Consider the following 25749-nt stretch of genomic DNA (forward strand, 5'->3'; position numbering starts at 1 on the left):
CAAGGTTTGATATGTATTATGATAGTATTTTAAATTTTATAAAAATAATATATAAAACAAATGATTACATACCATTGCATGAGCCAAAATTCCAAGGTAATGAAAAAAAATATCTAAATGAATGTATAGATAGTGGTTTTGTGTCTAGTGTGGGAAAATTTGTAGATAGATTTGAACTTGATATCGCAAATTTTTGTGGTGCCAAATATGCTGTGGCGACTACTAATGGCACCAGTGCTTTACATCTCAGTTTGCATGCTTTAGATGTTGATGAAAATTGTGAAGTTATTACACAGCCCTTATCTTTCATAGCTACAAGCAATGCTATTGCTTATACTGGGGCAAAACCAGTTTATATTGATGTTGATATAGATAGTATGGGGATGTCACCATTTGCTCTAGAAAATTTTCTTAATACAAATGCACAGATGAAAGATGGTTATACTATTAATAAAAAAACTAAAAAAGTTATAAAAGCCTGTGTTCCTATGCATACTTTTGGACATCCTGTAAGAATACTAGAAATAAAAGAGCTTTGTCAAAAATGGAATATTCATTTGATAGAAGATGCTGCTGAGAGTTTAGGAAGTTATGTTTTATATAACAATGATTTTATTCACACAGGCAATTTTGGAGTTTGTGGAATTTTAAGTTTTAATGGAAATAAGACTATTACATGTGGTGGTGGTGGCGCAATTTTAACTAATGATGAAAATTTAGCTAAAAAGCTTAAGCATTTAAGTACGACAGCTAAACTTCCTCACATCTATAAGTATAAACATGATTCTATAGCTTATAATTATAGATTACCTAATATTAATGCAGCTTTAGCTGTAGCTCAAATAGAACAATTGGAGAAATTTTTATCTATAAAAATGGAACTTTCAAAATCATATGAAAATTTTTTTGAACAAAATGATTTTCCTATAAAATTTATCAAAGCAAGATCAGGAACCAAGCCTAATTTTTGGCTTAATGCTATTATGTTTGAAAATACCAAAGATAAAGATTTATTTTTAGAATATAGTAATAAAAATGGTATAATGACAAGACCTATATGGGTTTTAAGCAATGAATTAAAAATTTATAAAGATTGTCAATGTGGTGACTTGACTAATGCTAAATTTTTAAGTGAAAGAATAGTTAATATTCCAAGTAGTGTAAATCAATAATTAAGGATTAAATTATGCAAGAAAAAATTCAAAATATAATTTTTTATTCGTTGAAAAATTTAGCCGACGAGTTAGAAAATGATGATTTTAAAAACCCTAATTTAAAAACAAAAATTTATGGTATAAATGGAAATTTAGATTCTCTAGCTTTAGTCAGTTTAGTTTCTGATTTAGAAGAGCTTTTAAGTGAGGAATTTAATAAAGAAATTATTTTAGCTAATGAAAAAATGATGAGTGCTAGAAATTCTCCATTTAAAGATGTTGAAAGCTTGACTGATTATATAGTTAAAAAACTCCAAGAGCAAGAATAATGCAAAAAATCATCATTATCACAGGAACTAGAAAAGGCATAGGTAAAGAACTGAGTGAATATTATTTAGCAAAAAATCATATAGTTTGTGGTTGTTCAAGAGGTAAAGCAAGTATAGATCATAAAAACTACAGACATTTTGAATTAGATGTTTGCGATGAAAAAGCTGTAGTTTCTATGGTAAGAAGCGTAAAAAAAGAATTTGGAAAAATTGATATTTTAATTAATAATGCTGGTGTAGCAGCTATGAATCATATATTAACAACTCCATTTAAAAGTTTAGATAATATTTTTAAAACTAATATCTATGGTAGTTTTTTGTTTATAAGAGAAGTTTCAAAGATTATGAGCCAAACTTATAAAAAAGAACAAGTTGCTATGCCTTATAGGATTGTAAATTTTTCTACTGTTGCGGTTGCTTTAAGGTTAGAAGGGGAAGCTATATATGCTGCATCAAAAGCAGCTATTTGTAATTTAACTCAAGTTTGTGCTAAAGAATTAAGTTCATTTGGTATTACTTGTAATGCCATAGGACCTACTCCAGTTCCTACTGATTTAATTAAAAATGTCCCAAAAGATAAAATACAAGATTTGCTTAATAAGCAAGCTATAAAAAGATTTGGTAATTTTCAAGATGTTGTTAATGTGGTTGATTTTTTTATTAATGAAAAAAGTGATTTTATAACAGGACAAGTAATATACTTAGGTGGAGTAAATGGATAAGTTTAAAAATGTCTTTTTAAATAAAGTTTTTAGTAAAAATCAAGAGCAACATGCTTTAATCTATGAAGAACAAAAATATACTTACAACGATTTATGTAATAATGTGATTAATAAAATCAGCTTATTAGCAGATCTTAAAAATATAGACATTGTAGGTATTGTAGGTGATTATGATTTTGAAAGTATAAGTTTATTTTTAGCATGTATTGAGCTTAATAAGATAATTATTCCATTTATTAATGAAAGTGAGATTAATAACAAACTTACCGAAGTTAATTGCGATATTTTATTTAAAAATAATCAATATAAGCTACAGGAAAAACATTATAACAATCATGATCTAATCCAAAAACTCATAGATAATAATAAACCTGGTTTGATTTTATTTTCAAGTGGTAGCACAGGTAAACCTAAAGCTATGGTACATGATCTTGATAAGATTTTAAATACTTATCTTAATAAAAAACCAAAAAAACTTAATATTTTATTATTTTTAATGTTTGACCATATAGGTGGTTTGAATACTTTGTTTAACTGTCTTAGTATGAATGCTTGCGCAATTGCTATAAAGGAAAGAAAAAATATTGAAGCTCTAGCTCAAACCATAGAAAAATATCAAATTTCACTTTTGCCTGCTTCACCTTCTTTACTTAGTTTAATGTTGGTAGCAAATGTAGTTGAAAAATATAATTTAAACTCTTTAAAAGTTATTAGTTATGGCACAGAAAGAATGTCAGAAACTTTACTTGCAAAATTAAAACAAAGTTTTCCAAAAGTTAAATTTCATCAAACCTTTGGCACAAGTGAAGTAGGTATTGCTCAAACAAAAAGTTTTGGAAACTATTTTAAATTAGAAAACATAGCATATAAAATTATCAATAATGAGTTATTTTTAAAAAGCAATATGCAAAGTTTGGGTTATTTAAATGCCGATAACTCTGTTTTTACAGATGATGGATACTTTGCTACTGGGGATTTAGTTGAAGTGATCAATGAAAATGGCGAAGAATATATTAAAATTATCGGAAGAAATAAAGAAGTTATTAATGTTGGTGGAGAAAAAGTATTACCCCAAGAAGTAGAAGGTATATTAATGCAAATACCATTTATACAAGATTGTTTAGTCTATGGACAAAATAACCCTCTAACAGGCCAAAGTGTTTGTGTAAAGATTGTGTTAGAACAAAATGAAAATTTTAGCACATTAGAAGCTAAAAAAAAGATAAGAATGTTTTGTAAAGATAAACTAGCTAATTATAAAATACCAACTAAAGTGGAAATCGTTCAAAGATTAGAAATTAGTGAGAGGTTTAAGAAAATAAGAGGATAAAATGAATCAAATTGGTTTTTATACAAGACAGGAATTGCTCGAATTAGGTTTCAAAAAAATAGGAGAAAATGTATTAATTAGTAAAAAAACTAGTTTATACAATATAGCTTGTATTGAAATTTTAGATAATGTAAGAATAGATGATTTTGTTATTCTGATAGGGCCGATTAATATTAAATCTTATGTACACATTGGAGCGGGATCAATTTTAACAGGTGGTATTGATGGAATTACAGTGGAAAATTTTGTAGGAATTTCAAGTGGTTGTAAAATTTTTAGTGTAACAGATGATTATACCGGAATGTTTATGAGTAATCCTATGGTACCAAATGAATATAAAAATGTATTGAGTCGGAAAATTATTATAGAGAAACATTGTTTAATAGGTTCAAATAGTGTTGTACTTCCAAATAGTGGAGGGCTAGCAGAAGGTGTGAGTGTAGGAGCTTTAAGTTTGGTAATGCGTAAAACAAAACCCTATGGAATATATTTTGGAGCACCTGCTAAAAGAATTGCTGAGCGAAACAAAAATGTTTTAGAACTAGAAAAAAAATTAATTTTCAATATTAAGGAAAAATAATGATAAAAACATTAATTATAGCTGAAGCGGGTGTTAATCATAATGGGGATATGAATTTAGCGAAGAAACTTATAGAAGTAGCTAGTGAAGCTGGGGCTGATTATGTTAAATTTCAAACTTTTAAAACAGAGCTTTGTATAAGTAAAAATGCACAAAAGGCAGAATATCAACTTAAAACAACTTCTCACGAAGAAAGTCAGTTTGACATGATTAAAAAATTGGAGCTTTCTAAGCAAGATCATGAAGTTTTGATAGAACATTGTAAAAAATGTAATATTAAATTTCTTTCTACTGCTTTTGATTTAAAAAGTATTGATTTGCTCGTTGAGCTTGGTGTTGAAATTTTTAAAATACCAAGTGGTGAAATAACCAATTTACCTTACTTAAAAAAAATTGCGAAATTGAATAAAAATATAATATTATCAACTGGAATGACAAGTTTAGGTGAAATTGAAATGGCTTTGGATGTTTTGATAGATAATGGTACTCAAAGAAATAAAATCACTATTTTACATTGTAACAGCGAGTATCCTACGCCTTTTAAAGATGTGAATCTTAAGGCTATGCAAACTATTAAGGAGGCGTTTAAATTGCCCGTGGGATATTCAGATCATACTCTAGGTGTGACTATACCTATAGCAGCAGTAGCAATGGGAGCTTGTGTAATAGAGAAGCATTTTACGCTTGATAAAAATATGCAAGGACCTGATCATTTGGCTTCTTTAAATCCTGATGAATTGAAAACTATGGTTCAATCTATAAGAGAATTGGAACAGGCTTTAGGCAATGGCATTAAAAAGCCAAGTGAAAGTGAAACTAAAAATATCAACATAGGAAGAAAATCGTTGGTTGCGGCAAGTCCTATAAAAAAAGGTGATTTCTTCACAGAAAAAAATTTAGGTGTTAAAAGACCTGGTAATGGAATTTCACCGATGGAGTGGGATAATATTATTGGTAAAGTTGCAGAAAAAAATTTTGATATAGATGAGTTGATTGTATTATGATGGAAAAGAAATACAGAATTTTAACAGAAGCAAGTGGAAGTTTGACAAGTTTATATATTATAAATGCTATAAAAGAAATTGGTTGTATAGCGTGTGCAAGCGATATTGATTCGTTTAATGCAGCGTATAATATCGCAGATGAATTTATTACAATGCCGTCTACTAAAGATGCTAAATTATGGAAAAAAACAAAAAAATTGTTAGTACAGTCTAAAATCGACATAGTTATTCCAACTTTGGACGATAGTTTATTGGGGTGGAGTTGTCTTAAGGAAGAATTTAAAAATATGGGTATTAATGTTATTGTTTCTCCAAAAGAAACTATTGAGATTTTTACTGATAAATGGGAGACATATTTATTTTTTAAAAAAATATCTATTCCGACTCCAAAAACTGAGATTTATAAAAATTTAGGAGTAATTAAACCTAGAAATGGAAGAGGTGGAGCAGGTATAGAATTTCATTCTAGGAATTACCAAGTCAATAATGAATGGAGTTGTATTACTCAGGAAAAAATTGTTGGACAAGAATATACAGTGGATTGTTTTTTTGATCAAAATGGCGACCCAATTTATATTATACCAAGAAAAAGGATTGATGTTAGAGAGGGTAAATCGATTAAAAGTTCAGTTGCTTATCATCGTGTGATTGAAAGTTTTATTAAAAAAATTGCCAAAGAGATATATTTTATTGGACCTATAAATTTTCAGGTATTTGAAACAGAAAAAGGTGAAATTTATTTTATAGAAGTAAATCCAAGACTAGGTGGTGGTAGCTCATTGGCATTTCATGCTAGTGAAAATTGGATAAAGTTAATTGTTGAGCATTTTGTTGAAAATAAAAGAATTATCCCTAAAGTGGTTGATTTCGATTTAAAAATGACTAGAGCCTATTTAGATGTTTTTTTTAAATAAAAATATCAGAGCTGTTATTTTCGATTTAGATAATACTTTGTATAACGAAAATATGTATATAGCAGAAGTTTTGCATATTTTTAGTAAAAAATATGATTTAGACTTTAATAAGAATGATTTTATTGATAATGAAAATTTAAGAGAAAAATCAAATGATATTTTTTCGTTTTGGTTGCATAATATAAATTTTTATTCAAAACAAAAACAAGAGGAGCTCTTCGCGTTATATCAGAATATATCATTTAATATGCCACTTTATGAAGATGCTAGGGAATTGTTGGTTTTTTTGAAGCGTCAGAGGGTAAAAATAGCTATTTTAACAAATGGTGTAGTAAATGTTCAAGAAAATAAAATAAAATGCATAAAAGAACTAAAAAAGTACAAACCTAGGATATTTTATGCTAGAAGTCTTGGAAAAGATTATGAGAAACCTCATGAGAAATCTTTTAAAATGGTTTTGGATAGTTTAAATGAAGACATAGAAAATGTTATTTTTATTGGAGATAATTTATTGACAGATATAGTTGGAGCGGAAAGAGTCGGGATAAAAGCTATTTGGGTGAATAAGAATGATAGTAAAAATATTGCAAACGTGGAATTTGCTGTAACAAATTTAAGAGAGGTTTTGGTGAAATGTTGGTAAAGAAAAAAATTCTAGCAGTAACTGGTATAAGAAGTGAGTATGATTATTTACACCCTATTCTTAAAAAATTTCAAAATGCGGAATTTGATGTTTTAGTGGTTATATGTGGTGCACATTTAAGTAGTCTTCATGGAGAAACTTATAAAATAATCGAGAATGATGGTTTTGAAATAGCCGATAAAATTGATTGCTTGTTGAATACAGATCGAATTGTGCAAAGAAGTAAAGGAGTTGGATTTCTTATATCTAGCTTATCTCAGACGGTTGAAAGGGTAAAGCCTGATTTTTTACTTGTTGTGGGCGATAGAGAGGAAAGTATAGCAACATGTATTGTGGGAAATTATATGAATGTGTTGACTATACACTATGGAGGAGGCGATCCTGTTTATGGAAATGCAGATGATCCTATAAGGCTTGCTTGTTCAAAGTTGGCTCATATTCACTGTGTAACTACAGAGCAATATGCAAATAATTTGTTAAATATTAGTGAAGATAAATGGAGAATACTAAATAGTGGAAGTACTTCATATGCTAATATTGCTAGTATTCCATTAAAAGATAAAGATGTGTTGTCTGAATATTTAAAATTAGATATACAGAATAAAGGGTATTTTGTGTTTTTAAAACACCCATTAAGCTCTGAAATGCATGACTCGTATAAGCAAATGTATTTTGCACTAGAAACTGCTGCTAAGTTTGCAGAGGATAATGATTTATATATAATTGGTATTTATCCTAATTCAGATCCTGGGAGTGTTGAAATTCTTAGAGCAATTGGGGAGTTAGAAGGAAAATATTCATGTATTCGATTTTATAAAACTATTCCACGCGATATTTTCGTAAATATAATTCGTAACGCACTATGTTTGGTAGGAAATTCAAGTATGGGTATTTTAGAGGCTCCTTACTATAAATTACCTGTTGTAAATATAGGCAATAGACAGAAAGGAAGACTAAATGCAGGAAATGTGATTTTTGTAGATTACAACCGAGATGATATTGTAAATGCTATAAAAAAATCATGTTATGATGATAAGTATAGAGGCACAATAAAAGATTTGGTCAATCCTTATGGAGATGAGACTTCTGTTGATAAAATTTATGATTTTATCAACAGTATTGATTTACATGATAGGAAATGGTATGTTAAAAGCAACTTATGCTAGAGATGTTGTTGTTATTGCAGTTCATCCAGATGATGAAACTTTGGGAGTGGGAGGAACATTGTTAAAGCACAAGCTACATGGCGATAGAGTACATTGTGTCTTTTGTACAGATATATATGAAAGTGAAGGTTACACAAGAGAGCAGGTGCTAAAAAGAGAAGAAGAAATCATGCAGGTTTGTAAAATGTATGATTTTGATAGTTGCTATCGATTAGGTTTAAAAACAACAAAAATCGATGAGTACTCTAAAAATTATTTGGTAAAAAAAATTTCTGAGATTTTTACAAATATTCAACCTCATATTATTTATTTACCATTTGCTTACGATGTGCATAGCGATCATCGTATAATTTTTGAAGCAGCTTACTCTTGTACTAAGTCTTTTCGATATCCTAGTATAGAAAAAGTATTAATGATGGAAACAGTTAGCGAGACGGAATTTGCACCTGTTTTTTCAAGTCAAAGTTTTGTTCCAAATGTTTTTGTTGATATTACAGAATTTATTAATAAAAAATGTGATATCATAAAAATATACAAAAGTGAGTTAAAACCATTGCCTTTTCCAAGAAGCATTGAAAATTTAAAAGCCTTAGCATTATACCGAGGTTGTTCTTTGGGTGGAAAAGATAAACCAGTGTATGCTGAAGCATTTATGCTTTTAAAAGAAAGAGTTTCATAATGTTAGAAAAGATTATTAATTTTAAATTAAAAGGTTTCTTAAAGAAAAGAGCTAGATGGATTGTAAAATTTTTAAATTCGAAGTTTGACATTAATACTTCGCAAAAAAATCAGTTGGTATCTTTACACATATTATGGCAACGTATATATAATTTTGAAAAAATGTATCCTGTGAATTGTTTAAAAATTCAAAATACTTACATCTATCCTTTTTTGAGAAATTATTTGTGGATTAGAATGACTATGCTTAGTAATAAAGGAATCGATGTAGATTCTCCATATATTTTGCAAGGCGGAGGGGAAAGTAAAATTCCTTATAGAATACGTCAGGCAATAAAAAAGAGATTAAATGCTGTTGAGATTGAAGAACTGCAAGAGAATAAAGTTGATATTCTTTTCTTTACACATATTTCAAGTGGTGAAAACTTAACAGTAGGTGGTAAAATTTACCAAAGACTTACAGATCCTTTTGTTGAAGAGTTTTCAAAGACTGTAACTGTAAAAAAGATAGGAATTGTTAAGTCTTCAGATATAGATTTAACGCCAGATGATTTTCATCATCCTTATATACCTTTAATATATCCTTATATTTTCAAAAGAGGTTATGCGGAAGAATTACCATTTAGCTGGGATTTTTTAGATGTTCTAAAAAAAACTACTGGATTAAAATTCACAAAAGACTCTTTAAAAATATTTTTTGATTGGGAATTTTTTATCAAGGATTGGTATAAAGAGTTATTATTAAAATTGAAGCCAAAATTGGTTGTTTGTCATCATTTGCAGTGGAACGCTCCTTTGTTTGTTGCGGCTCAAGAACTTGGTATTAAAACAGCTGATATACAAGATGGTGAATTGATTGGCGGAGTAAACCCAACTTATAACGGATGGTATAAAATTATGCCAAGAGAGGGCTATGAGAGCCTGCCTAATTATTTTTTTATGAGAAGCGAGAAAGATTGTCGGCATATTGAAAAGGAGTTTACGGGCTTAAAGCACAAAGCCGTTTTATTAGGTAATCCTTATTTGTACATACAAAAAAGATTTATTTCTGGTTTTATTAAAAATAAATATAACAACATGTTTAAAAAATATAATAAAATTGTTGTATTTTTGCTAGCAATGGATCTTCCTGATATATTTAAAGACATAGTTGCTAATTCAAATGAAGATGTATTGTTTATCTTAAGACATCATCCAAATCCAGTAAAGAAATTTTCTATTAATGATTTTTTTATTCCACATAACAATTTATTAATTGGTGATGATTTTGATAACTGTGTTATAGGGGAATTATTTAATGTTTGCGATTGTGCAATAAGCTCTGGTTCTGCTGCTTCAAAGGAATTTGTACAATGGAAAGATAATGTTGCAAGTTTTGTTTTTAATAAGGTTACAAGTAAACACTATCAGATGGAAATTGATGAGGGAAATTTAATTTTTATCAATGATTGCAATGAGTTCTATGAACATTTAAAAAAGGGAACTCTATCTCTGTCTTTTGAAGAAACAAAAATTAATACACAAAAGGCAATTCAGCAATTTATAACCGAAGAGTTAAAGGGATAGAAATGAGATATATTTCTAAAAGTATTACTATTAAAGAAGCATTAGAGCTTTTAAGTAATCATACTTCTATGAGATTGCTTGTTATCGGAGATAAAGATAAATGGGGTATCATAACAGACCCAGATATTAGAAAAGCTTTGTTGAATAATATGACACTCGAAGATAAAATTGAGAAAATTGTAAATTATAATCCAATTACTGTTCATTGTAATGATGATAAAGAGAAAATAATGCAATTATCTGTTAAATATAATATTTATCAAATTCCCATCGTAGATGATAATGGTTATATCATCAGAGTCGAAAATGTTTTAGAAGATAAAATTATAAATAAAACCAATAAAATAGTTGTTATGGCAGGGGGTTTGGGAACTAGACTCAGACCATTGACAGAAAATATTCCAAAACCTATGTTAAAAGTTGGTGATAAGCCGATATTGGAAATTATTATTAAGAAATTTAAAAAACAAGGTTTTACTAATTTTATTTTATGTGTAAATTATAAAGCAGAGGTTATTCAAAATTATTTCAAAGATGGTAAAGATTTTGGAGTCAGTATTAGCTATGTTCGAGAAGACAAACGCATGGGAACTGCTGGCGCATTAAGCTTGATTGAAGATATAGGAAAAGAGCCTTTCTTTGTAACTAATGGAGATATACTTACAGAGGTTGATTGTAATGCAATGCTTGAGTTTCATATAGCAAATAAATCTTTGGCAACTATGGGCGTTAGAAAGCATTTTTATCAAATTCCTTATGGGGTGATAGTAAGTAATATTAAAAATCAAATACTTAAAATTGAAGAAAAACCGGAACAAACATTTTTGATAAATTCAGGAATTTATATATTGGATCCAAAAATTCTATCTTATATACCTAAAAATGATTTTTTTGATATGCCTACATTATTTGAAAATATTCAAGAAAACAATAAGTATGCTTATCTTATAGAAGATTATTGGATAGATATAGGAAGACATGAAGAGTATCAAAAAGCAAATAGCGATATATCTTATTTAGGTATATAATAATGAAAGTCTTGATTGTGGGCTATGGTTCTATTGGGCAAAGGCATGCATTTGTTTTGAGAACTTTTTTTAATTACGAAATTCATATTATAAGTTCAAAAAATAATCTCGAATACACAACTTATGAATCTATAAACGTAGTTAAAGATATAAATTCATATGATTATTTTGTTATTGCAACTCCAACTTCGATACATCTTGATAATATAATACTTTTAGATAGGTTGGTGTCAAATAAAAAGATTTTAGTGGAAAAGCCGTTATTCCATATGAGTGTTAATTTTAGCAGTAAAAATTATAATGAATTTTATGTAGCTTATGTTTTAAGATATCATCCATTAATTTTGCAATTAAAAAATACAATAGATAAAGAAAAACCATATTTTGTTCAAATTGTTTGTGAATCATATTTGCCAAATTGGAGACCTGATATTGATTATAGAAAAAATTATAGTGCTATTAAAGAGTTAGGAGGAGGTGTATTGTTTGATTTAAGTCATGAGGTTGATTATGCTGAATGGTTATTTGGTAAATTTAAAAAAATTGTAGGAATAAATAAAAAAATTTCTGAACTCGAAATAACAAGTGATGATATAGGTAATTTTATTATAGAAACAGAAAATAATATTAATATTAATTTTTTGGTAAATTATTTTAGTAAAAAAATCAAAAGAGAAATTACTATATATACAAAAACTTCTAATTTTGTTTTAAACTTGGTTAAAAATACTTTAGAGGTTATAAATATTAATGGTGAGGTTGTAAAAGAAGTTGTTTCTTTAGAAAGAAATGATTTATTTAAAGCTATGCATGAAGATGTCTTAAAAAAAGATAAAAATAAAATTTTGCCAAATATTCAAGAATCGAAAAATACTATGAAAACACTTATGAGGATGAAAAATATGAATATAGAAAGAAATAATATCTGCATTATTGGATGTAGGGGTGGTAGTAAGGGGGTTAAAAATAAAAATATACGAGATATTGCTGGAAAACCTTTAATTGCATATACTATAGAACAAGCTTTAAAATCAAGGCTTTTTAAACATGTGGTGCTGAGCACTGATTCTCAGGAAATAGCGGATATTGGTAAAAAATGGGGCGCTGAGGTATTTTTTTTAAGAGATCCTCATATGGCTTCAGATTCTGCTGGTAAATTGCAAGTTATCCAAGATGCTGTAAAAAAAAGTGAAGATTATTATCAAGAGCGATATGATATAGTTGTTGATCTTGATGTTACGAGTCCTCTAAGAGAGGTTAGTGATATTATAAATGCTTATGAGCAATTTATAAAAGATGAAAATGATATTTTAATAAGCGCTTCACCATCAAGAAAAAATCCTTATTTTAATATGGTGGAAATAGAACAAAATGGAAATAAAAATACTGTAGTATTATCGAAAAAATTATCTAGCTCTATATTAAGAAGACAAGATGCTCCTCAATGTTATGATATGAATGCAAGTATTTATATTTGGAAAAAAGAAATTTTATTAAATTCAAATACTTTATTTACTGATAATACGGGTCTTTACGTAATGCCAGAAGAAAGAAGTGTGGATATAGATACCGAATTAGACCTTAAATTTGTAGAATTTTTGTTGAAATATGATAAATAAGGATTTTTGGTTATGACGGCTAGTAAATTGCTTAAATATATTTGCAAGCAACTCGAATTTTTTTATATAGATAATGATGAAAAATTAGATTTGAGTGATGTGCTTTCAGCGTTAGAAAAGGTGAATTTTTGCTTTAGTCATATATCGGCAAAATATTATAATGCAAATTTTAGTTTAAAAGATGTGCATCATACTTCTAAATATACTGTTTTTTTATATTATCTTTCGAATATTGTATTCAAAAAAAACAAATTAACTTTAGCATCGCAAATATATGCCCTAAATAAGATGTTACATAGTGTTGATATGTATTACGAAATTGAATTACCTAGTGTTTTTATGTTAGAGCATCCAGTCGGAACTGTTTTAGGGAGAGCAAAATATCCTGATTATTTTTGTGTTTATCAAAATTGCACTGTAGGTGGAGTAAGGAAAAATAATAAGATATATTATCCAGAATTTGAAAATTCTATGGAACTGAAACAAATGAGGGGGGGGGATGTATCTTGTATAGTAATGCAAAGGTAATTGGTGATTGTAAAATAGGGTCTAATGTTATATTTGCGGCAAATTCATTTGTTATTAATATGAATATTCCTTCAAATAGTATTGTTTTAGGTCAATATCCAAACATCATTATAAAACCGAATGATAGTTGCTATATATCACAATTGTTTAAATATTAGGATAAAGATATGTTAAAAGATAAAATTGTAGTTATTACAGGGGGTTCTGGTTTAATAGGCTCTTCATTTGTGGAAGCGGTGGTTCAAAATCAAGGCATTGCTGTTATAGCGGATATAAATTTGGATTTAGCTTATGACTTAAAAAGTCAACTAGAGAATAAATATCAAAATGTAAACATAGAGTGCACCTTGCTTGATATTACATCAAAAGATAGTATCCAAAAGTGTATTATATATCTTAATGATAAATATAGCAGAATAGATGCTTTAGTGAATAATGCATACCCAAGGACAAAAAATTGGGGAAAGAAGTCATTTTATGAAGTCGAATATGAAGATTTTTGTTTAAATATGAATATGCAAATGGGTGGATATTTGCTTTGTTCACAACAGTTTTCTATATACTTTAAAAACCAAGGATTTGGCAATATTGTTTCAATTAGCAGTATTCAGGGTGTGTATGCTCCTAAATTTGATACATATTATGGTACAAGTATGACTAGTCCTATTGAGTATAGCATCGTTAAAGCAGGTGTAAATCACATGACTAGATATTTAGCAAAATACTTTGCAAATTCTGGCATACGTGTTAATGCCATAGCACCTGGTGGAATTTTAGATAAACAACCAGAAAGCTTTTTAGAGCGTTATAGAGAGTATTGTACTAGTAAAGGTATGCTTGATGCTCAAGATTTAAATGGTGCTTTAGTATTTTTGCTTAGTGATAATAGCAAATTTATTAACGGACAAATTTTGGTGGTTGATGATGGATGGGGGCTTTAATGCAAGATTATAGAGTAGTTTTTTATGATTTGTTTGAAAGAGAAGAGTATTTAAAATGTAAAGATATTCTTTTAAAAATCACAGACAATCAGTTGTTGAAAGATATAGTAGATTTAACTAAAAATTCTAAAAATCCAAATGTGTTAGAATTATTCTCCATAGCATTTAGTCGTATCTATACTTCAAAGTCTAATGGTAATGATGAATGTCTTGCTTATATAAATTATAATTTATATTTAGCAGAAAACTATTTAAATCTAAGTATAGATGAATGGATATTGAATAATTTTGAAGTTATTATTCCAACTTATAACAGAAAAAAAGCACTCTTAGAGGCAATATGCCACATCAAAAATATTAACAAAAATATTCACATACGAGTTTCAGATAATGGCTCAACTGATGGTACTCGTGAGGAATTAAAAGTTATAGAAAAAAAATACCACAATCTGCATTTACATTTTAATGAAGAAAACCAAGGATTTGGAAAAAATGCTCTAAAATTAATTGAAAAAACAGATAAAAAATACATCCTTTGTATATCTGATGAGGATTTTATTTCAGGTTTCAATCTCATCAAGGCGCTTAATTTCATGAAGGATAATGATGTTGATTGTTTAAGACCACCTCATTTGTTAATAGAAGGTAAAAGAATAGGAATTTTTAGCACTAATACTTTGGAAACCAAAGAGTTACCTTTGTCAGTTATAACCTCAGGTTTTTTTAGTGGATTTATATATAAAACTGATATTTTGAAAAAAAATTTATCTTTTTTACAAAGAGATGATTCTACTTTAATTTATCCACACTGTGCTTGGACTTTTCTTGCTATGATCTTTGGAAAGTGTTTTTATTTTAGCGAGCCATTAACCATAGAAAAAAATTTGTCTCCAGGTTATATTGGTCCAAAATTTGAGGCAAAGCTAGATATCGGATTATCTTATTCGCATCCTTTGGAAAGATGGAGAATTTTTGTTGCTTTTCTTTGTTTTATTAGGGAATTAAAAAGTAAGGCAATAATGAATCACACCGAGAGAGAAAAAGTTGAAAAACTAGAATTGTTATTTCAAAAAAGTTCTATTGTTTTATTATGGAATTTAGCAAAAAATACATTTCCTTTGCTAGATAAAAAATATTCAGGCGGAGGGGAGATAGGCTTTGTATTTAAAGATCTTTCTCTACATTCCCAGCTAGAAAATCTTCAAAATAAAAACAAGCAATTTCAAAAACTCAATACCAATCTTACTAGCGAAATAAAACAAAATAAATTAGAACTGCAACAAACTCAATCTCAAATAGCATTTCAAACCAAATATGGCACAGCTAAAGCAAGAATTCAAAACCAACTTTCTTATAAACTAGGTCAAGCTATGGTAGTAAATTCTAAATCTATACCGGGTTATATAAGAATGCCTTTTGTATTATCTTATATAAAAGATAAACACAAACAAGAACAAAAAATCTATCAAGAAAAAATAAAAAAAGACTCATCGCTAATATTACCTCCATTAGAAAGCTATCCTGATTATAAAGAAGCCTTAAAAGAAAAAGAGTGTTTAACCTATAAACTAGGAGAAGCTCTTATACAAGCTAACAAAACTTGGTATAAGGGAGGATATATTGGACTACTGTTTAAGATAAAAAGACTAAAAAAGGATTTTAAGAAAGGTGCGAGATGAAAGTATTGATTTTAGCAGGTGGTCTTGGAACAAGGCTTTCTGAAGAAACAGGTTTAAAGCCAAAACCTATGGTAGAAATAGGCGGTAAGCCTATTTTGTGGCATATAATGAAAATTTATAGTTATTATGGATTTAATGATTTTGTTATTTTGACAGGGTATAAAGGACATATTATAAAAGATTATTTTATAAATTACTATACGCAATATAGTGATATAACGGTAGATATGTCAGATAATTCTGTTCAGATTCATAATACTAGACATGAACCATGGAGAGTAACTATGCTTTATACTGGGCAAGATTCTATGACAGGTGGTAGGATCTTACATGCTAAAGATTATGTGGCTAATGAGACTTTTATGCTTACTTATGGTGATGGTGTTAGTGATGTAAATATAAATGAATTGTTAAAATTTCATAAAAACCACGGTAAAGCTATCACAATGACTTCTGTACTTCCTGAGGGAAAATTTGGTGCTTTGGATATTGATAATTCAACAAATCGTATAAAAAGTTTTACAGAAAAACCAAAAGGTGATGCTAGTTTAAATAATGCAGGATGGATAAACGGTGGTTTTTTTGTATGCGAACCTAAGGTGTTTGACTATATCAAAGAAGGCGATATGACAGTTTTTGAGCAAGCACCATTAAAAAATTTAGCTCAAGATGGTGAGCTTTATAGCTACCAACATCATGGTTTTTGGAAATGTATGGATACTTTAAAAGATAAAAACGATCTTACAAAAATGTGGATGGAAAATAAAGCTCCATGGGCTTTATGGAACAATTAAAAATAAAGGGGATTGAATGAATTTTGATGTATTAAAACAAGATATTTTAAATAAAGTTAAAGAGTATTATAAGCTATATCATGCAAATAAACAAACTCAGTTTATAGAAGGAAAAACTAAAATAAATTATGCAGGGCGTGTTTTTGATGAAAAAGAAATGGAGAATTTGATCGATAGTTCATTAGACTTTTGGCTCACTGCTGGAAGATACTCTGAGCAGTTTGAAAAAAATCTTGCTAATTTTTTAGGAGTAAAATGGGCCTTTTTAGTTAATTCTGGTTCATCTGCAAATTTATTAGCCTTTTATACCTTAACTTCGCCATTACTAAAGGAAAGACAAATTAAAAGAGGCGATGAAGTTATAACTGTAGCTGCAGGATTTCCAACAACAATTGCTCCCGTTGTCCAATATGGAGCAGTTCCTGTTTTTGTTGATATGGAATTACAATTTGCTAATGTTGATGTAACTCAACTTGAAAAAGCTTTAAGTTCTAAAACCAAAGCGATTATGATCGCACATAGCTTGGGCAATCCTTTTAATATTAAAGCTATTAAAGAGTTTTGTGATAAAAATAATCTTTGGTTGATTGAGGATAATTGTGATGCATTAGGTTCTAAATATGATGATAAATATACTGGCACTTGGGGAGATATAGGTACAAGTTCATTTTACCCAGCTCATCATATAACCATGGGAGAGGGTGGAGCTGTTTATACTAACAATCCTTTGCTTAAAAAAATTATATTATCTATGAGAGATTGGGGGAGAGATTGTTGGTGTAAAGGAGGAAAAGATAATACTTGTGGTTGTCGCTTTACCCAACAGTTTGGAAGTTTACCAAAAGGGTATGATCACAAATATGTATATTCTCACTTTGGTTTTAACTTAAAGGCTACAGATATGCAAGCTGCGATAGGTTGTGCTCAGCTTGAAAAGCTTCCTGAATTTATAGAAAAAAGACAAAAAAATTATCAAAAACTATATAATGGACTAAAAAATCTTAGTGAACTTCATTTGGTAGAAACACAGCCAAATTCTCAACCAAGTTGGTTTGGTTTTATGATTACTCTAAAAGATGGTGTAAAATTTACTCGTAACGAATTTACTAGTTTCTTGGAAGAATGTAATATTCAAACAAGAACATTATTTGCGGGTAATATTATAAGACATCCTGCTTTTGATTCTTTAGAAAAGGATAGGGATTATAGAGTAGTAGGAAATTTAGAGGTAACAGAAAAAATAATGAATGATAGTTTTTGGATAGGGGTTTATCCAGGTATGAACGATGAGATGATTGAATATATGATATGCAAAATTCAAGAATTTTGTGCAAAAAAAAAGTAAGTTGGAGATTAATATGAAATCTTATAGTTGTTTGGAAAATCCAATAGTAATAGAGGATTTGGAGTATATTTATAATTCTCTAACTAAAGTTGAAAAACAAAAATTTGATAACTCTACAATTTTATTTACAGGGTGTGCAGGTTTTTTAGGATTTTATTTTATTAATTTTTTTGTAAAATATTCAAAAGACTTAAATATAAAAAAAATTATTGCACTAGATAACTTTATGCTTAGAAAGCCAAAGTGGTTAGAACAATTATCGAATGATTATTCTGATATTTTAGAGCTTCATAAATTTGATATTATAAATGATAAAATCGATCTTTTAAAAGATGCTTATAGTGCTGATTTGATAATTCATGCTGCAAGTATTGCAAGTCCTATGTTTTACCGTACTTATCCTATAGAGACCCTAGATGCAAATATCTGGGGATTGCGCTCTTTGCTTGATTTTTATAAAAATAAAAATATTAAAGGATTTTTATTTTTTTCTAGTTCTGAAATTTATGGTGATCCTGATGTTAGTAAAATTCCAACCGATGAAGAGTATAGAGGTAATGTAGCTTGTATAGGTCCTAGAGCATGTTATGATGAATCTAAAAGATTTGGGGAGACAATGTGCTCTTTATTTGCACAAAAGTTCAACATGCCAATTACTATAGCAAGACCTTTTAACAACTATGGTCCAGGGATGAGTATAGGAGATAAAAGAGTACCTGCAGATTTTGCTAAAGCAGTTATAGAAGGTAAAAATATAGAAATTCTTAGTGATGGATCCCCAAAAAGAACTTTTTGCTACATTGCTGATGCTATTGCAGGATATTTAAAGGTTTTAGTGTATGGAAAATTTGATTATTTTAATATAGGCATTGATAAACCTGAAATTTCTGTAAAAGAGTTATCATATATATATGCTAAATATTCAAAAGAAATTTTTAATTTTGAGCCTCAAGTTAACTTTGCTGTTTCAGAAGATAAAAATTATTTAAAAGATAATCCAAATCGTAGATGTCCAATTATTGATAAAGCTAGAAATAAATTACAATATAACCCTACTATTTTAGTTGAAGATGGCGTGAGAAGATTTTTAAAGTTTTTGAAATTTGAAAAAGAAAATGGGGAGCTTTTATGAAGTCGTTAAAAGTAGCAGTTTTTGGATTAGGTTTTGTTGGTCTTACTACAGCAGTTGGATTTGCAAAAAAAGGCTTCGATGTTACCGGATATGAAATAGATAAAAATAAAGCTTTATTGCTTAACGATGGAAAAATACCATTTCATGAAGAAGGATTATCAGAAGCATTAAATGATGTTTTGGAAAAAAAACTGAAAATCACTAATGATGCAACAGAAGCTTTAAAAGAAGCTAAAATTATATTTTATTGTATTGGTACACCTATGAGTGAAGACGGAAGTGCTGATTTGAGTTTTTTACTAGATGCGCTTAAGACAACTGCGCAAAATTTAGATAAATGCCAAAAAAAGCCGATTTTGGTGATAAAATCCACAGTTCCACCTTCAAGCTGCAAAGAAGTTTTTATCCCACATTTAGAGTCTTTGGGTCTTAATGTAGGACAAAAATGCCATTTGGTAAATAACCCTGAATTTTTAAGAGAAGGATTTGCATATAGTGATTTTATGAATCCTGATAGGGTGGTTATTGGTAGTCAGGATGCGCAAATTTTTCAAGAGTTAGAAGAGCTGTATAAGCCTTTTAGTTCACCTGTATTTTTTACTTCTTTAAATACCGGTGAATTCATTAAGTATCTTAGCAATACTACTTTAAGTCTAAATATAAGTTATGCTAATGAAATGAGTATGATTGCACAAAATATAGGTGATATAGATGTTATAAGTGCTTTTAAAATATTGCATAGTGATAAAAGATTTAGCGGAAATCCTAGTGGTATAACTAGTTATTTATATCCTGGAATGGGTTTTGGTGGATATTGTTTACCTAAGGATACTCTTGCTTTGTATAAAAAAAGCAAAGATAAAGGATATGAAGCAAAAATTTTAAATGATATTTTAAAAGTTAATGATGAAATTCTTGATTTTTACGCTTATAAAATACAAAAAGAAGTTTCTAAGAACAAAAAAATTGCAATTTTAGGCTTAAGTTTTAAGCCAGGAAGTGATGATGTAAGGGATACTAAATCTGCTACCTTGATTTCTAAACTTTTAAATTTAGGTTTTGAGAATATATATGCTTACGATCCTATAGCAAATGATGTGTTTGCTAAAACTTATGATTATAAATTGTATTATAGAAACAGTCTTGATGAGATCGTTTCTGAATGTGATGTTTTAGTTATAGCTACAGCTTGGATGGAGTTTAAGCCTTTGATTGAAAGACAAGATAAGATTGTTTATAATTTGAGATGGATAAAATAAGTGAAAATTTTAGTAACTGGTGCAACGGGTTTCATAGGGACTAATTTTATCTTGCAAATGCATGATAGATATGAGATTATCGCATTAGTAAGAAAGAGTAGTAATATAGATAAAATCAAAGATTATTGCAAAATTTGCTATTATGAAGATTTTGCTATACTGAAAGAAAATCTCCAAGAAGAACAAATAGATGGAGTTTTGCATCTTGCAACTTTATATTTAAAGCATCATAGACCCGAAGATTTAAAAGATTTAATTGATTCTAATATTTTATTTGGTGTTAAACTTTTGGAAATCTTATATTTAATTGGTTTTTCTGGTTGGTTTATAAATATCGGGACTTTTTGGCAATTCTATCAAAACTTGTCAAACAATCCCCTTAATTTATACGCAGCAACAAAAACAGCTTTTTTAAATATTGCAAATTATTATACTCAGATTGCTAAATATAAATTTGTAACTATTTTGTTAAATGATACATATGGACTAAATGATTGGCGTCCAAAAATTATTAATTTATGGAAAAAGTCATTAGAAACTAAAGAAGCTATTAGAATGAGTAATGGAGAACAAATTATTGATATGCTTTATATTGACGATATTATTAATGCTTTTGAAAAATGTATTAATAACTTTGAAAATAAAAAAAACACAAATAATGTAATTTATGCTTTACATTCAAAAGAAAGAATTACTTTAAAGCAGTTGTCAAATATCTTTGAAGAATGTGCTCAAGAAAAATTAAATATTATCTGGGGTGTATTACCTTATTCTAATAGAGAAAATTTTATACCTTTTGAAGGTGGAGAAAAGCTACCAAATTGGGAACAAAAAATAAGCCTTAGAGAAGGTTTTTTAAAGATCATTAATAAAACAAAGATGACCTTACCGTGCTAAAAAATGTATTATCTTGTAAAATGTAAATATAAAGTATTTTTTGAAAATATGGTTAAAAAGATAGATATTGTATATTAAAAAGAAGTTGTAATTATAAATAATGAAAAAATAAACTGCTTTTAGATGGAACTAAAATAAAGCATAAAAGTTAATTTCTATTTTACCTTTATGCTTTATTTGTTAAAATACCCTTTAAGATAATTAGAATTGTAAAATATGGAAAAACATAAAAAATAGGTTTTTTAACTAAACGTGATTTTTAGCTTATATGTAGATTTGGAGAATGGAATATTTTGAGGCATTTAAGCTTTCTATTTGAAAAATATTATTTTAAGGAATAGGGTAATAATTAATTTATAATAAAATTTATATTATAATGTGTAAAAAATTTAATTGATAGTGTAAAAATGACCCATTTAGAATATTTAGAATCAGAGTCTATTCATATTATCCGTGAGGTTATAGCTGAGTTTGAAAAACCAGCTATGCTTTATAGTATAGGTAAAGATAGCTCGGTTATGCTTCATCTTTTACAAAAAGCATTTTACCCAAGCTTACCTCCACTTCCTTTGGTGCATGTAGATACTACATGGAAATTTAAAGAGATGATAGAATTTAGAGACAAACGCGCCAAAGAGCTTGGTATGGAGCTTATAGTCTATCAAAACCCTAAAATCAAAGAATTAAATCTTTCTCCATTCACACATGGCTCTTCTATGCATACAGATATTGCTAAAACACAAGGTTTAAAACAAATGCTTGATTTATATCAGTTTGATGCGGTATTTGGTGGTGCAAGAAGAGATGAAGAGAAATCGCGTGCAAAGGAAAGAATTTATTCTTTTCGTGATGAAAATCATTCATGGGATCCAAAAAATCAACGCCCAGAATTATGGGATATCTACAACGGTCGTCATAAAAAAGGCGAATCCATAAGAGTTTTCCCGCTGAGTAATTGGACTGAGCTTGATATATGGCAGTATATTTACAAAGAAAATATTCCTTTGCCAAGTCTTTATTTTGCTAAAAAACGACCGGTGGTAGAGTACATGGGAGCTAAAATTTTAGTTGATGATGAGCGTATGCCAAAAGAACTTGCTAAAAATGCCAAAGAAGAATTGGTTCGTTTTAGAACCCTAGGTTGCTACCCGCTAACAGGAGCCATAAACTCAAGTGCTAACAATGTTTTAGAAATCATCGAAGAGCTTTTGCTTTCTAAAACAAGTGAAAGACAAGGTAGGCTTATAGACACTGATGAAGAAGCAAGTATGGAAAAAAAGAAAAAAGAGGGGTATTTTTAATGAAAACAAATGTAGAAAAATACCTAAAAGAACATGAAAATAAAGAGCTTTGTAGATTTATCACTTGTGGTAGTGTAGATGATGGCAAATCTACCCTTATAGGTAGAATGCTTTATGATGCAAAAATGCTTTTTGAAGATCAAATTTTATCTTTAGAAAAAGATAGCAAAAAGCTTGGTAATGCAGGAGAAAAGCTTGATTTTGCACTTTTAGTAGATGGTCTTGCAAGCGAGAGAGAGCAAGGCATAACCATAGATGTAGCATATAGATTTTTCACAAGTGAAAAAAGAAAATTCATCATAGCAGATACCCCAGGCCATGAACAATACACTAGAAATATGGCAACAGGTGCTAGTACGGCTGATATTGCCATCATACTTATAGATGCTAGAAAAGGGGTTTTAACTCAAACTAAAAGACATTCTTATATAGCTAGTTTGCTTGGTATAAAACAATTTATTATTGCTGTTAATAAAATGGATTTAATTGATTATAATCAAGAAATTTTTAATACAATCTGTAAAAATTATCAAGAAATTCTACCATGCTTAAAAAATCATGAGTGCATTAAAACCCACTTTGTTCCTATATGTGCACTAGATGGAGACAATATAGCTTTTAAAAGTATTAATATGCCTTGGTATAGTGGAAAAACCTTATCTGAGCTTTTAGATACTTTGCCTATTGCTACTAGTTTAAGCGATGAGTTTATCATGAGTGTGCAATATGTCAATCGCCCTCATTTAAATTTTAGAGGTTTTTGTGGAAATATTGCTAGCGGTAGTATAAATATTAAAGACGAAGTTGTGATTTTACCTTCTTTAAAAACAAGTAAAGTAAAACAAATTATCACGCCTAGTATTAAAAACTTAAATGTACCCGATAAAAATGAAAAAATTCAAAGTGCTAACAATGCTAGCTTTCCAAGTGCTATAACTTTAACTTTAGAAGATGAGATAGACATTTCAAGAGGCGATGTAATAGCTTCTAAAAATCATAGTATAGAAATTTCAAATTCTTTTAAAGCTATGGTAATATGGATGAGTGAGGTTAAGTTTAATTTAAATGAAAACTATCTTATCAAAATAGCAAATTTAACTACTAATGTAGTATTTGAAAAAAATGATTTTAAAAAAGACATTAATACTTTCAAAGAATTTCAAAGCGATGAATTAAAACTCAATGATATTGCTAAATGCACCTTAAAGCTTAATAAAAAAATAGCCCTTAAAGCTTACAAGGACAATAAGACTTTAGGAAGTTTTATCATCATAGATAAATACTCTAATGAAACCTTAGCAGCGGGTATGGTAGAAGAAATTTTAGCAAGCGAAGAAAAGAGTAGAATTTACACTCAAGCAGAAATAGAACTTAATGCTTATATTAGAAAAAACTATCCTGAATGGGAATGTAAAAAAATATGAAAATTATTGTTGCATTAAGTATTTTAATTTTGCTTCTTTTGTTGATTAGCAATAAAATTAAACCTTTTATTTTATTTGGTAGTGTAGCTGTGCTTTATTATCTTTTGGGGTATTTAAATTTAAGTACTTGGCTTAGCTCTTATACGAGCGAATCTTTGATAGTGCTTATTTTGCTTTTGCTAGTTTCACTAGCTATAGAAAAAAGCGTTGTGATAAGTTGGTGTTCTAAATTCATCATAGGTAAAAATTATCATCTATCACTTTTAAAGCTTGGAGTTGTTACAGCTAGTATTTCAGCTTTTTTAAATAATACTGCAGTAGTGGCAAGTTTTATGAGTATTATAAAAAATAACAAATTTCAAGTCCCTTCTAAACTACTCATCCCACTTTCATATTTTTCCATAGTTGGCGGAACGATGACTTTGATAGGCACTTCAACTAACTTGATAGTCAATTCTTTTGTAGTGCAAAATGGTTTGGAAAGTTTAAAGATTTTTGATTTTTTTGCAGTTGGTTTTTGTATAAGTATTGGCGTGCTTATAGTGCTTTTGATTTTTAACTTTTTATTGCCTGAGTATAAAGAAAAAGAAAATGTCATCAATGAGTATTTAATCAATGCTAAAGTATTAAAAAATAGCTCATTAGTGGGGAAAACTATACAAGAAAATGGCTTAAGGAATTTGGAGTTTTTGTTTTTACTTGAAATTCAAAGAAAAGATGAGCTTATTACTCCTGTTAGTCATAATGAGCTTATCAAAGAAAGTGATGTGTTAGTTTTTAGTGGAGATATTACACATTTAGAGGTTTTGAAAAAATTTGATGGCTTGCAAATTGGCTCACAAGATTTAAAACTAGAAACATTAAATTTAATAGATGTTGTTATAAATTCTGAGTCAAACTTGATAGGAAAAAGTGTTAAGGAAGCAAATTTTAGAGCTAAATTTGATGCAGGGATTGTAGCCTTAAAAAGAGGCTCAAAAAATATTTCAAAAATTGGCCAAAGTTTATTACAAGCTGGAGATAGGCTTATTTTAAGCATAGGTAAGGATTTTCACTCAAGAGATAATATCAATAAAAACTTTTATATTATCTCAAATATCATGCAAAATCAAAAGTTAAGTAATATCCAAAGTTTTATAGTGATTTTTGCGTTTTTAGCCATCATTGCTTTATCTGCTTTGGAATTAGTGTCTTTGCTTAAAGCGCTGCTAGTATTTTTAGCTTGCTTATTTATATTTAAAATCATAAGTTTTGATGAGGTAAAAAGACGCTTTCCTTTGGAAATTTTTATCATAGTAGGATCTTCTTTAGCCATTACTAAAGTTTTAGTTGATAGCGGTTTAGCTAAAGATTTGGCTGAATTTGTTATAGGAACTTTTGGAGTGTATGGATTATATGGTAGTTTTGTGGGAATTTATCTTCTAACTTTGCTTTTAACTGAAATCATTACCAATAACGCTGCCGCAGCTTTGGCTTTTCCTATTGCTTATAGTACTGCTTTGGCGCTTGAAGTTAATCCAACTCCGTTTATATTAGCGGTTGCTTATGGGGCAAGTTGTGCTTTTTTAATGCCACATGGTTATCAAACTCACTTGATGGTAGGTTCAATTTGCGGGTATAAAACTACTGATTTTATAAAAATAGGATGGATAGTTTCTTTGACTTATTCAGCTATTGTTTTAACTATAACTCCGGTATTTTTTAGTTTTTAAGGAA

General features: G+C 28.9%; 25 protein-coding genes and 1 pseudogene. All 26 read left to right on the plus strand.

What is annotated here, in order from left to right; genetic code table 11:
• Positions 1 to 11: 11 nt before the first annotated feature.
• The 26 genes and pseudogenes from L8V88_RS00655 (at position 12) to L8V88_RS00770 (ending at position 25745) form a co-directional block, all read left to right on the plus strand.
• Positions 12 to 1172: a LegC family aminotransferase gene (locus tag L8V88_RS00655; protein ID WP_263688305.1), complete on the plus strand. Its 1161-nt coding sequence runs from the start codon at positions 12 to 14 to the stop codon at positions 1170 to 1172.
• Between the two features lie 14 nt (positions 1173 to 1186).
• Complete coding sequence (locus L8V88_RS00660; protein ID WP_263726369.1) at positions 1187 to 1483, plus strand: hypothetical protein; 297 nt, start codon at positions 1187 to 1189, stop codon at positions 1481 to 1483.
• On the plus strand, positions 1483 to 2205 hold the full coding sequence (locus L8V88_RS00665) for an SDR family NAD(P)-dependent oxidoreductase (protein WP_263726370.1): 723 nt from the start codon (positions 1483 to 1485) through the stop codon (positions 2203 to 2205). The genes L8V88_RS00660 and L8V88_RS00665 overlap by 1 nt, the downstream gene beginning before the upstream one ends.
• Positions 2198 to 3535, plus strand: coding sequence for an ANL family adenylate-forming protein (locus tag L8V88_RS00670; protein WP_263726371.1), 1338 nt, complete (start codon positions 2198 to 2200; stop codon positions 3533 to 3535). The genes L8V88_RS00665 and L8V88_RS00670 overlap by 8 nt, the downstream gene beginning before the upstream one ends.
• A gap of 1 nt (position 3536) precedes the next feature.
• Positions 3537 to 4115, plus strand: a complete 579-nt coding sequence (locus L8V88_RS00675) for an acyltransferase (protein ID WP_257941838.1) — start codon at positions 3537 to 3539, stop codon at positions 4113 to 4115.
• The gene (gene neuB, locus L8V88_RS00680; RefSeq protein WP_257941837.1) at positions 4115 to 5119 is read left to right on the plus strand and encodes an N-acetylneuraminate synthase; all 1005 of its coding nucleotides are present in this window, start codon (positions 4115 to 4117) and stop codon (positions 5117 to 5119) included. Before L8V88_RS00675 ends, neuB begins: the two co-directional genes overlap by 1 nt.
• Entirely contained in the window at positions 5116 to 6033 is a 918-nt protein-coding gene (locus tag L8V88_RS00685) for an ATP-grasp domain-containing protein (protein WP_263726372.1), read from the plus strand. Before neuB ends, L8V88_RS00685 begins: the two co-directional genes overlap by 4 nt.
• On the plus strand, positions 6017 to 6676 hold the full coding sequence (locus L8V88_RS00690; protein WP_263726373.1) for an HAD family hydrolase: 660 nt from the start codon (positions 6017 to 6019) through the stop codon (positions 6674 to 6676). Before L8V88_RS00685 ends, L8V88_RS00690 begins: the two co-directional genes overlap by 17 nt.
• Positions 6667 to 7842: a UDP-N-acetylglucosamine 2-epimerase gene (gene neuC, locus L8V88_RS00695; RefSeq protein ID WP_263726374.1), complete on the plus strand. Its 1176-nt coding sequence runs from the start codon at positions 6667 to 6669 to the stop codon at positions 7840 to 7842. Before L8V88_RS00690 ends, neuC begins: the two co-directional genes overlap by 10 nt.
• The gene (locus L8V88_RS00700; protein ID WP_263726375.1) at positions 7820 to 8521 is read left to right on the plus strand and encodes a PIG-L deacetylase family protein; all 702 of its coding nucleotides are present in this window, start codon (positions 7820 to 7822) and stop codon (positions 8519 to 8521) included. Before neuC ends, L8V88_RS00700 begins: the two co-directional genes overlap by 23 nt.
• Positions 8521 to 10086 (plus strand): hypothetical protein, encoded by a 1566-nt coding sequence (locus L8V88_RS00705; RefSeq protein WP_263726376.1) that lies wholly within the window; start codon positions 8521 to 8523, stop codon positions 10084 to 10086. The genes L8V88_RS00700 and L8V88_RS00705 overlap by 1 nt, the downstream gene beginning before the upstream one ends.
• A 2-nt stretch (positions 10087 to 10088) precedes the next feature.
• The gene (locus tag L8V88_RS00710) at positions 10089 to 11114 is read left to right on the plus strand and encodes a nucleotidyltransferase family protein (RefSeq protein ID WP_263726377.1); all 1026 of its coding nucleotides are present in this window, start codon (positions 10089 to 10091) and stop codon (positions 11112 to 11114) included.
• Between the two features lie 2 nt (positions 11115 to 11116).
• A pseudogene (locus L8V88_RS07950) lies at positions 11117 to 11791 on the plus strand (Gfo/Idh/MocA family protein); the annotation flags it as partial.
• A 225-nt stretch (positions 11792 to 12016) separates the two neighbouring features.
• Complete coding sequence (locus L8V88_RS07955; protein ID WP_412175394.1) at positions 12017 to 12733, plus strand: acylneuraminate cytidylyltransferase family protein; 717 nt, start codon at positions 12017 to 12019, stop codon at positions 12731 to 12733.
• 12 nt (positions 12734 to 12745) lie between these two features.
• Positions 12746 to 13261: a hypothetical protein gene (locus L8V88_RS00720; protein WP_263726379.1), complete on the plus strand. Its 516-nt coding sequence runs from the start codon at positions 12746 to 12748 to the stop codon at positions 13259 to 13261.
• Complete coding sequence (locus L8V88_RS07960; RefSeq protein ID WP_404842872.1) at positions 13240 to 13419, plus strand: hypothetical protein; 180 nt, start codon at positions 13240 to 13242, stop codon at positions 13417 to 13419. The genes L8V88_RS00720 and L8V88_RS07960 overlap by 22 nt, the downstream gene beginning before the upstream one ends.
• 9 nt (positions 13420 to 13428) lie before the next feature.
• The gene (locus L8V88_RS00725) at positions 13429 to 14202 is read left to right on the plus strand and encodes an oxidoreductase (protein ID WP_263726380.1); all 774 of its coding nucleotides are present in this window, start codon (positions 13429 to 13431) and stop codon (positions 14200 to 14202) included.
• Positions 14202 to 15881 carry a glycosyltransferase family 2 protein gene (locus tag L8V88_RS00730; RefSeq protein WP_263726381.1) on the plus strand — a complete coding sequence of 560 codons (1680 nt, stop codon included), beginning with the start codon at positions 14202 to 14204 and terminating at the stop codon, positions 15879 to 15881. Before L8V88_RS00725 ends, L8V88_RS00730 begins: the two co-directional genes overlap by 1 nt.
• Entirely contained in the window at positions 15878 to 16675 is a 798-nt protein-coding gene (gene rfbF / locus L8V88_RS00735; RefSeq protein WP_263726382.1) for a glucose-1-phosphate cytidylyltransferase, read from the plus strand. Before L8V88_RS00730 ends, rfbF begins: the two co-directional genes overlap by 4 nt.
• A gap of 16 nt (positions 16676 to 16691) precedes the next feature.
• Positions 16692 to 18020 carry a lipopolysaccharide biosynthesis protein RfbH gene (gene rfbH / locus L8V88_RS00740; RefSeq protein ID WP_263726383.1) on the plus strand — a complete coding sequence of 443 codons (1329 nt, stop codon included), beginning with the start codon at positions 16692 to 16694 and terminating at the stop codon, positions 18018 to 18020.
• 13 nt (positions 18021 to 18033) lie between these two features.
• Complete coding sequence (locus L8V88_RS00745; protein ID WP_263726384.1) at positions 18034 to 19152, plus strand: NAD-dependent epimerase/dehydratase family protein; 1119 nt, start codon at positions 18034 to 18036, stop codon at positions 19150 to 19152.
• The gene (locus L8V88_RS00750) at positions 19149 to 20411 is read left to right on the plus strand and encodes a UDP-glucose dehydrogenase family protein (RefSeq protein ID WP_263726385.1); all 1263 of its coding nucleotides are present in this window, start codon (positions 19149 to 19151) and stop codon (positions 20409 to 20411) included. The genes L8V88_RS00745 and L8V88_RS00750 overlap by 4 nt, the downstream gene beginning before the upstream one ends.
• The gene (locus tag L8V88_RS00755; protein ID WP_263726386.1) at positions 20412 to 21308 is read left to right on the plus strand and encodes an NAD-dependent epimerase/dehydratase family protein; all 897 of its coding nucleotides are present in this window, start codon (positions 20412 to 20414) and stop codon (positions 21306 to 21308) included.
• A 407-nt stretch (positions 21309 to 21715) separates the two neighbouring features.
• Complete coding sequence (gene cysD, locus L8V88_RS00760) at positions 21716 to 22609, plus strand: sulfate adenylyltransferase subunit CysD (RefSeq protein ID WP_263726387.1); 894 nt, start codon at positions 21716 to 21718, stop codon at positions 22607 to 22609.
• A complete protein-coding gene (cysN, locus tag L8V88_RS00765; RefSeq protein WP_263726388.1) occupies positions 22609 to 24033 on the plus strand; it encodes a sulfate adenylyltransferase subunit CysN in 1425 nt (474 codons plus the stop codon). The genes cysD and cysN overlap by 1 nt, the downstream gene beginning before the upstream one ends.
• A complete protein-coding gene (locus tag L8V88_RS00770; protein WP_263726389.1) occupies positions 24030 to 25745 on the plus strand; it encodes an SLC13 family permease in 1716 nt (571 codons plus the stop codon). Before cysN ends, L8V88_RS00770 begins: the two co-directional genes overlap by 4 nt.
• The last annotated feature ends 4 nt before the right edge of the window (positions 25746 to 25749 follow it).

The sequence above is a fragment of the Campylobacter sp. IFREMER_LSEM_CL2101 genome (assembly GCF_025771825.1).
GTDB lineage: Bacteria > Campylobacterota > Campylobacteria > Campylobacterales > Campylobacteraceae > Campylobacter_D > Campylobacter_D lari_C.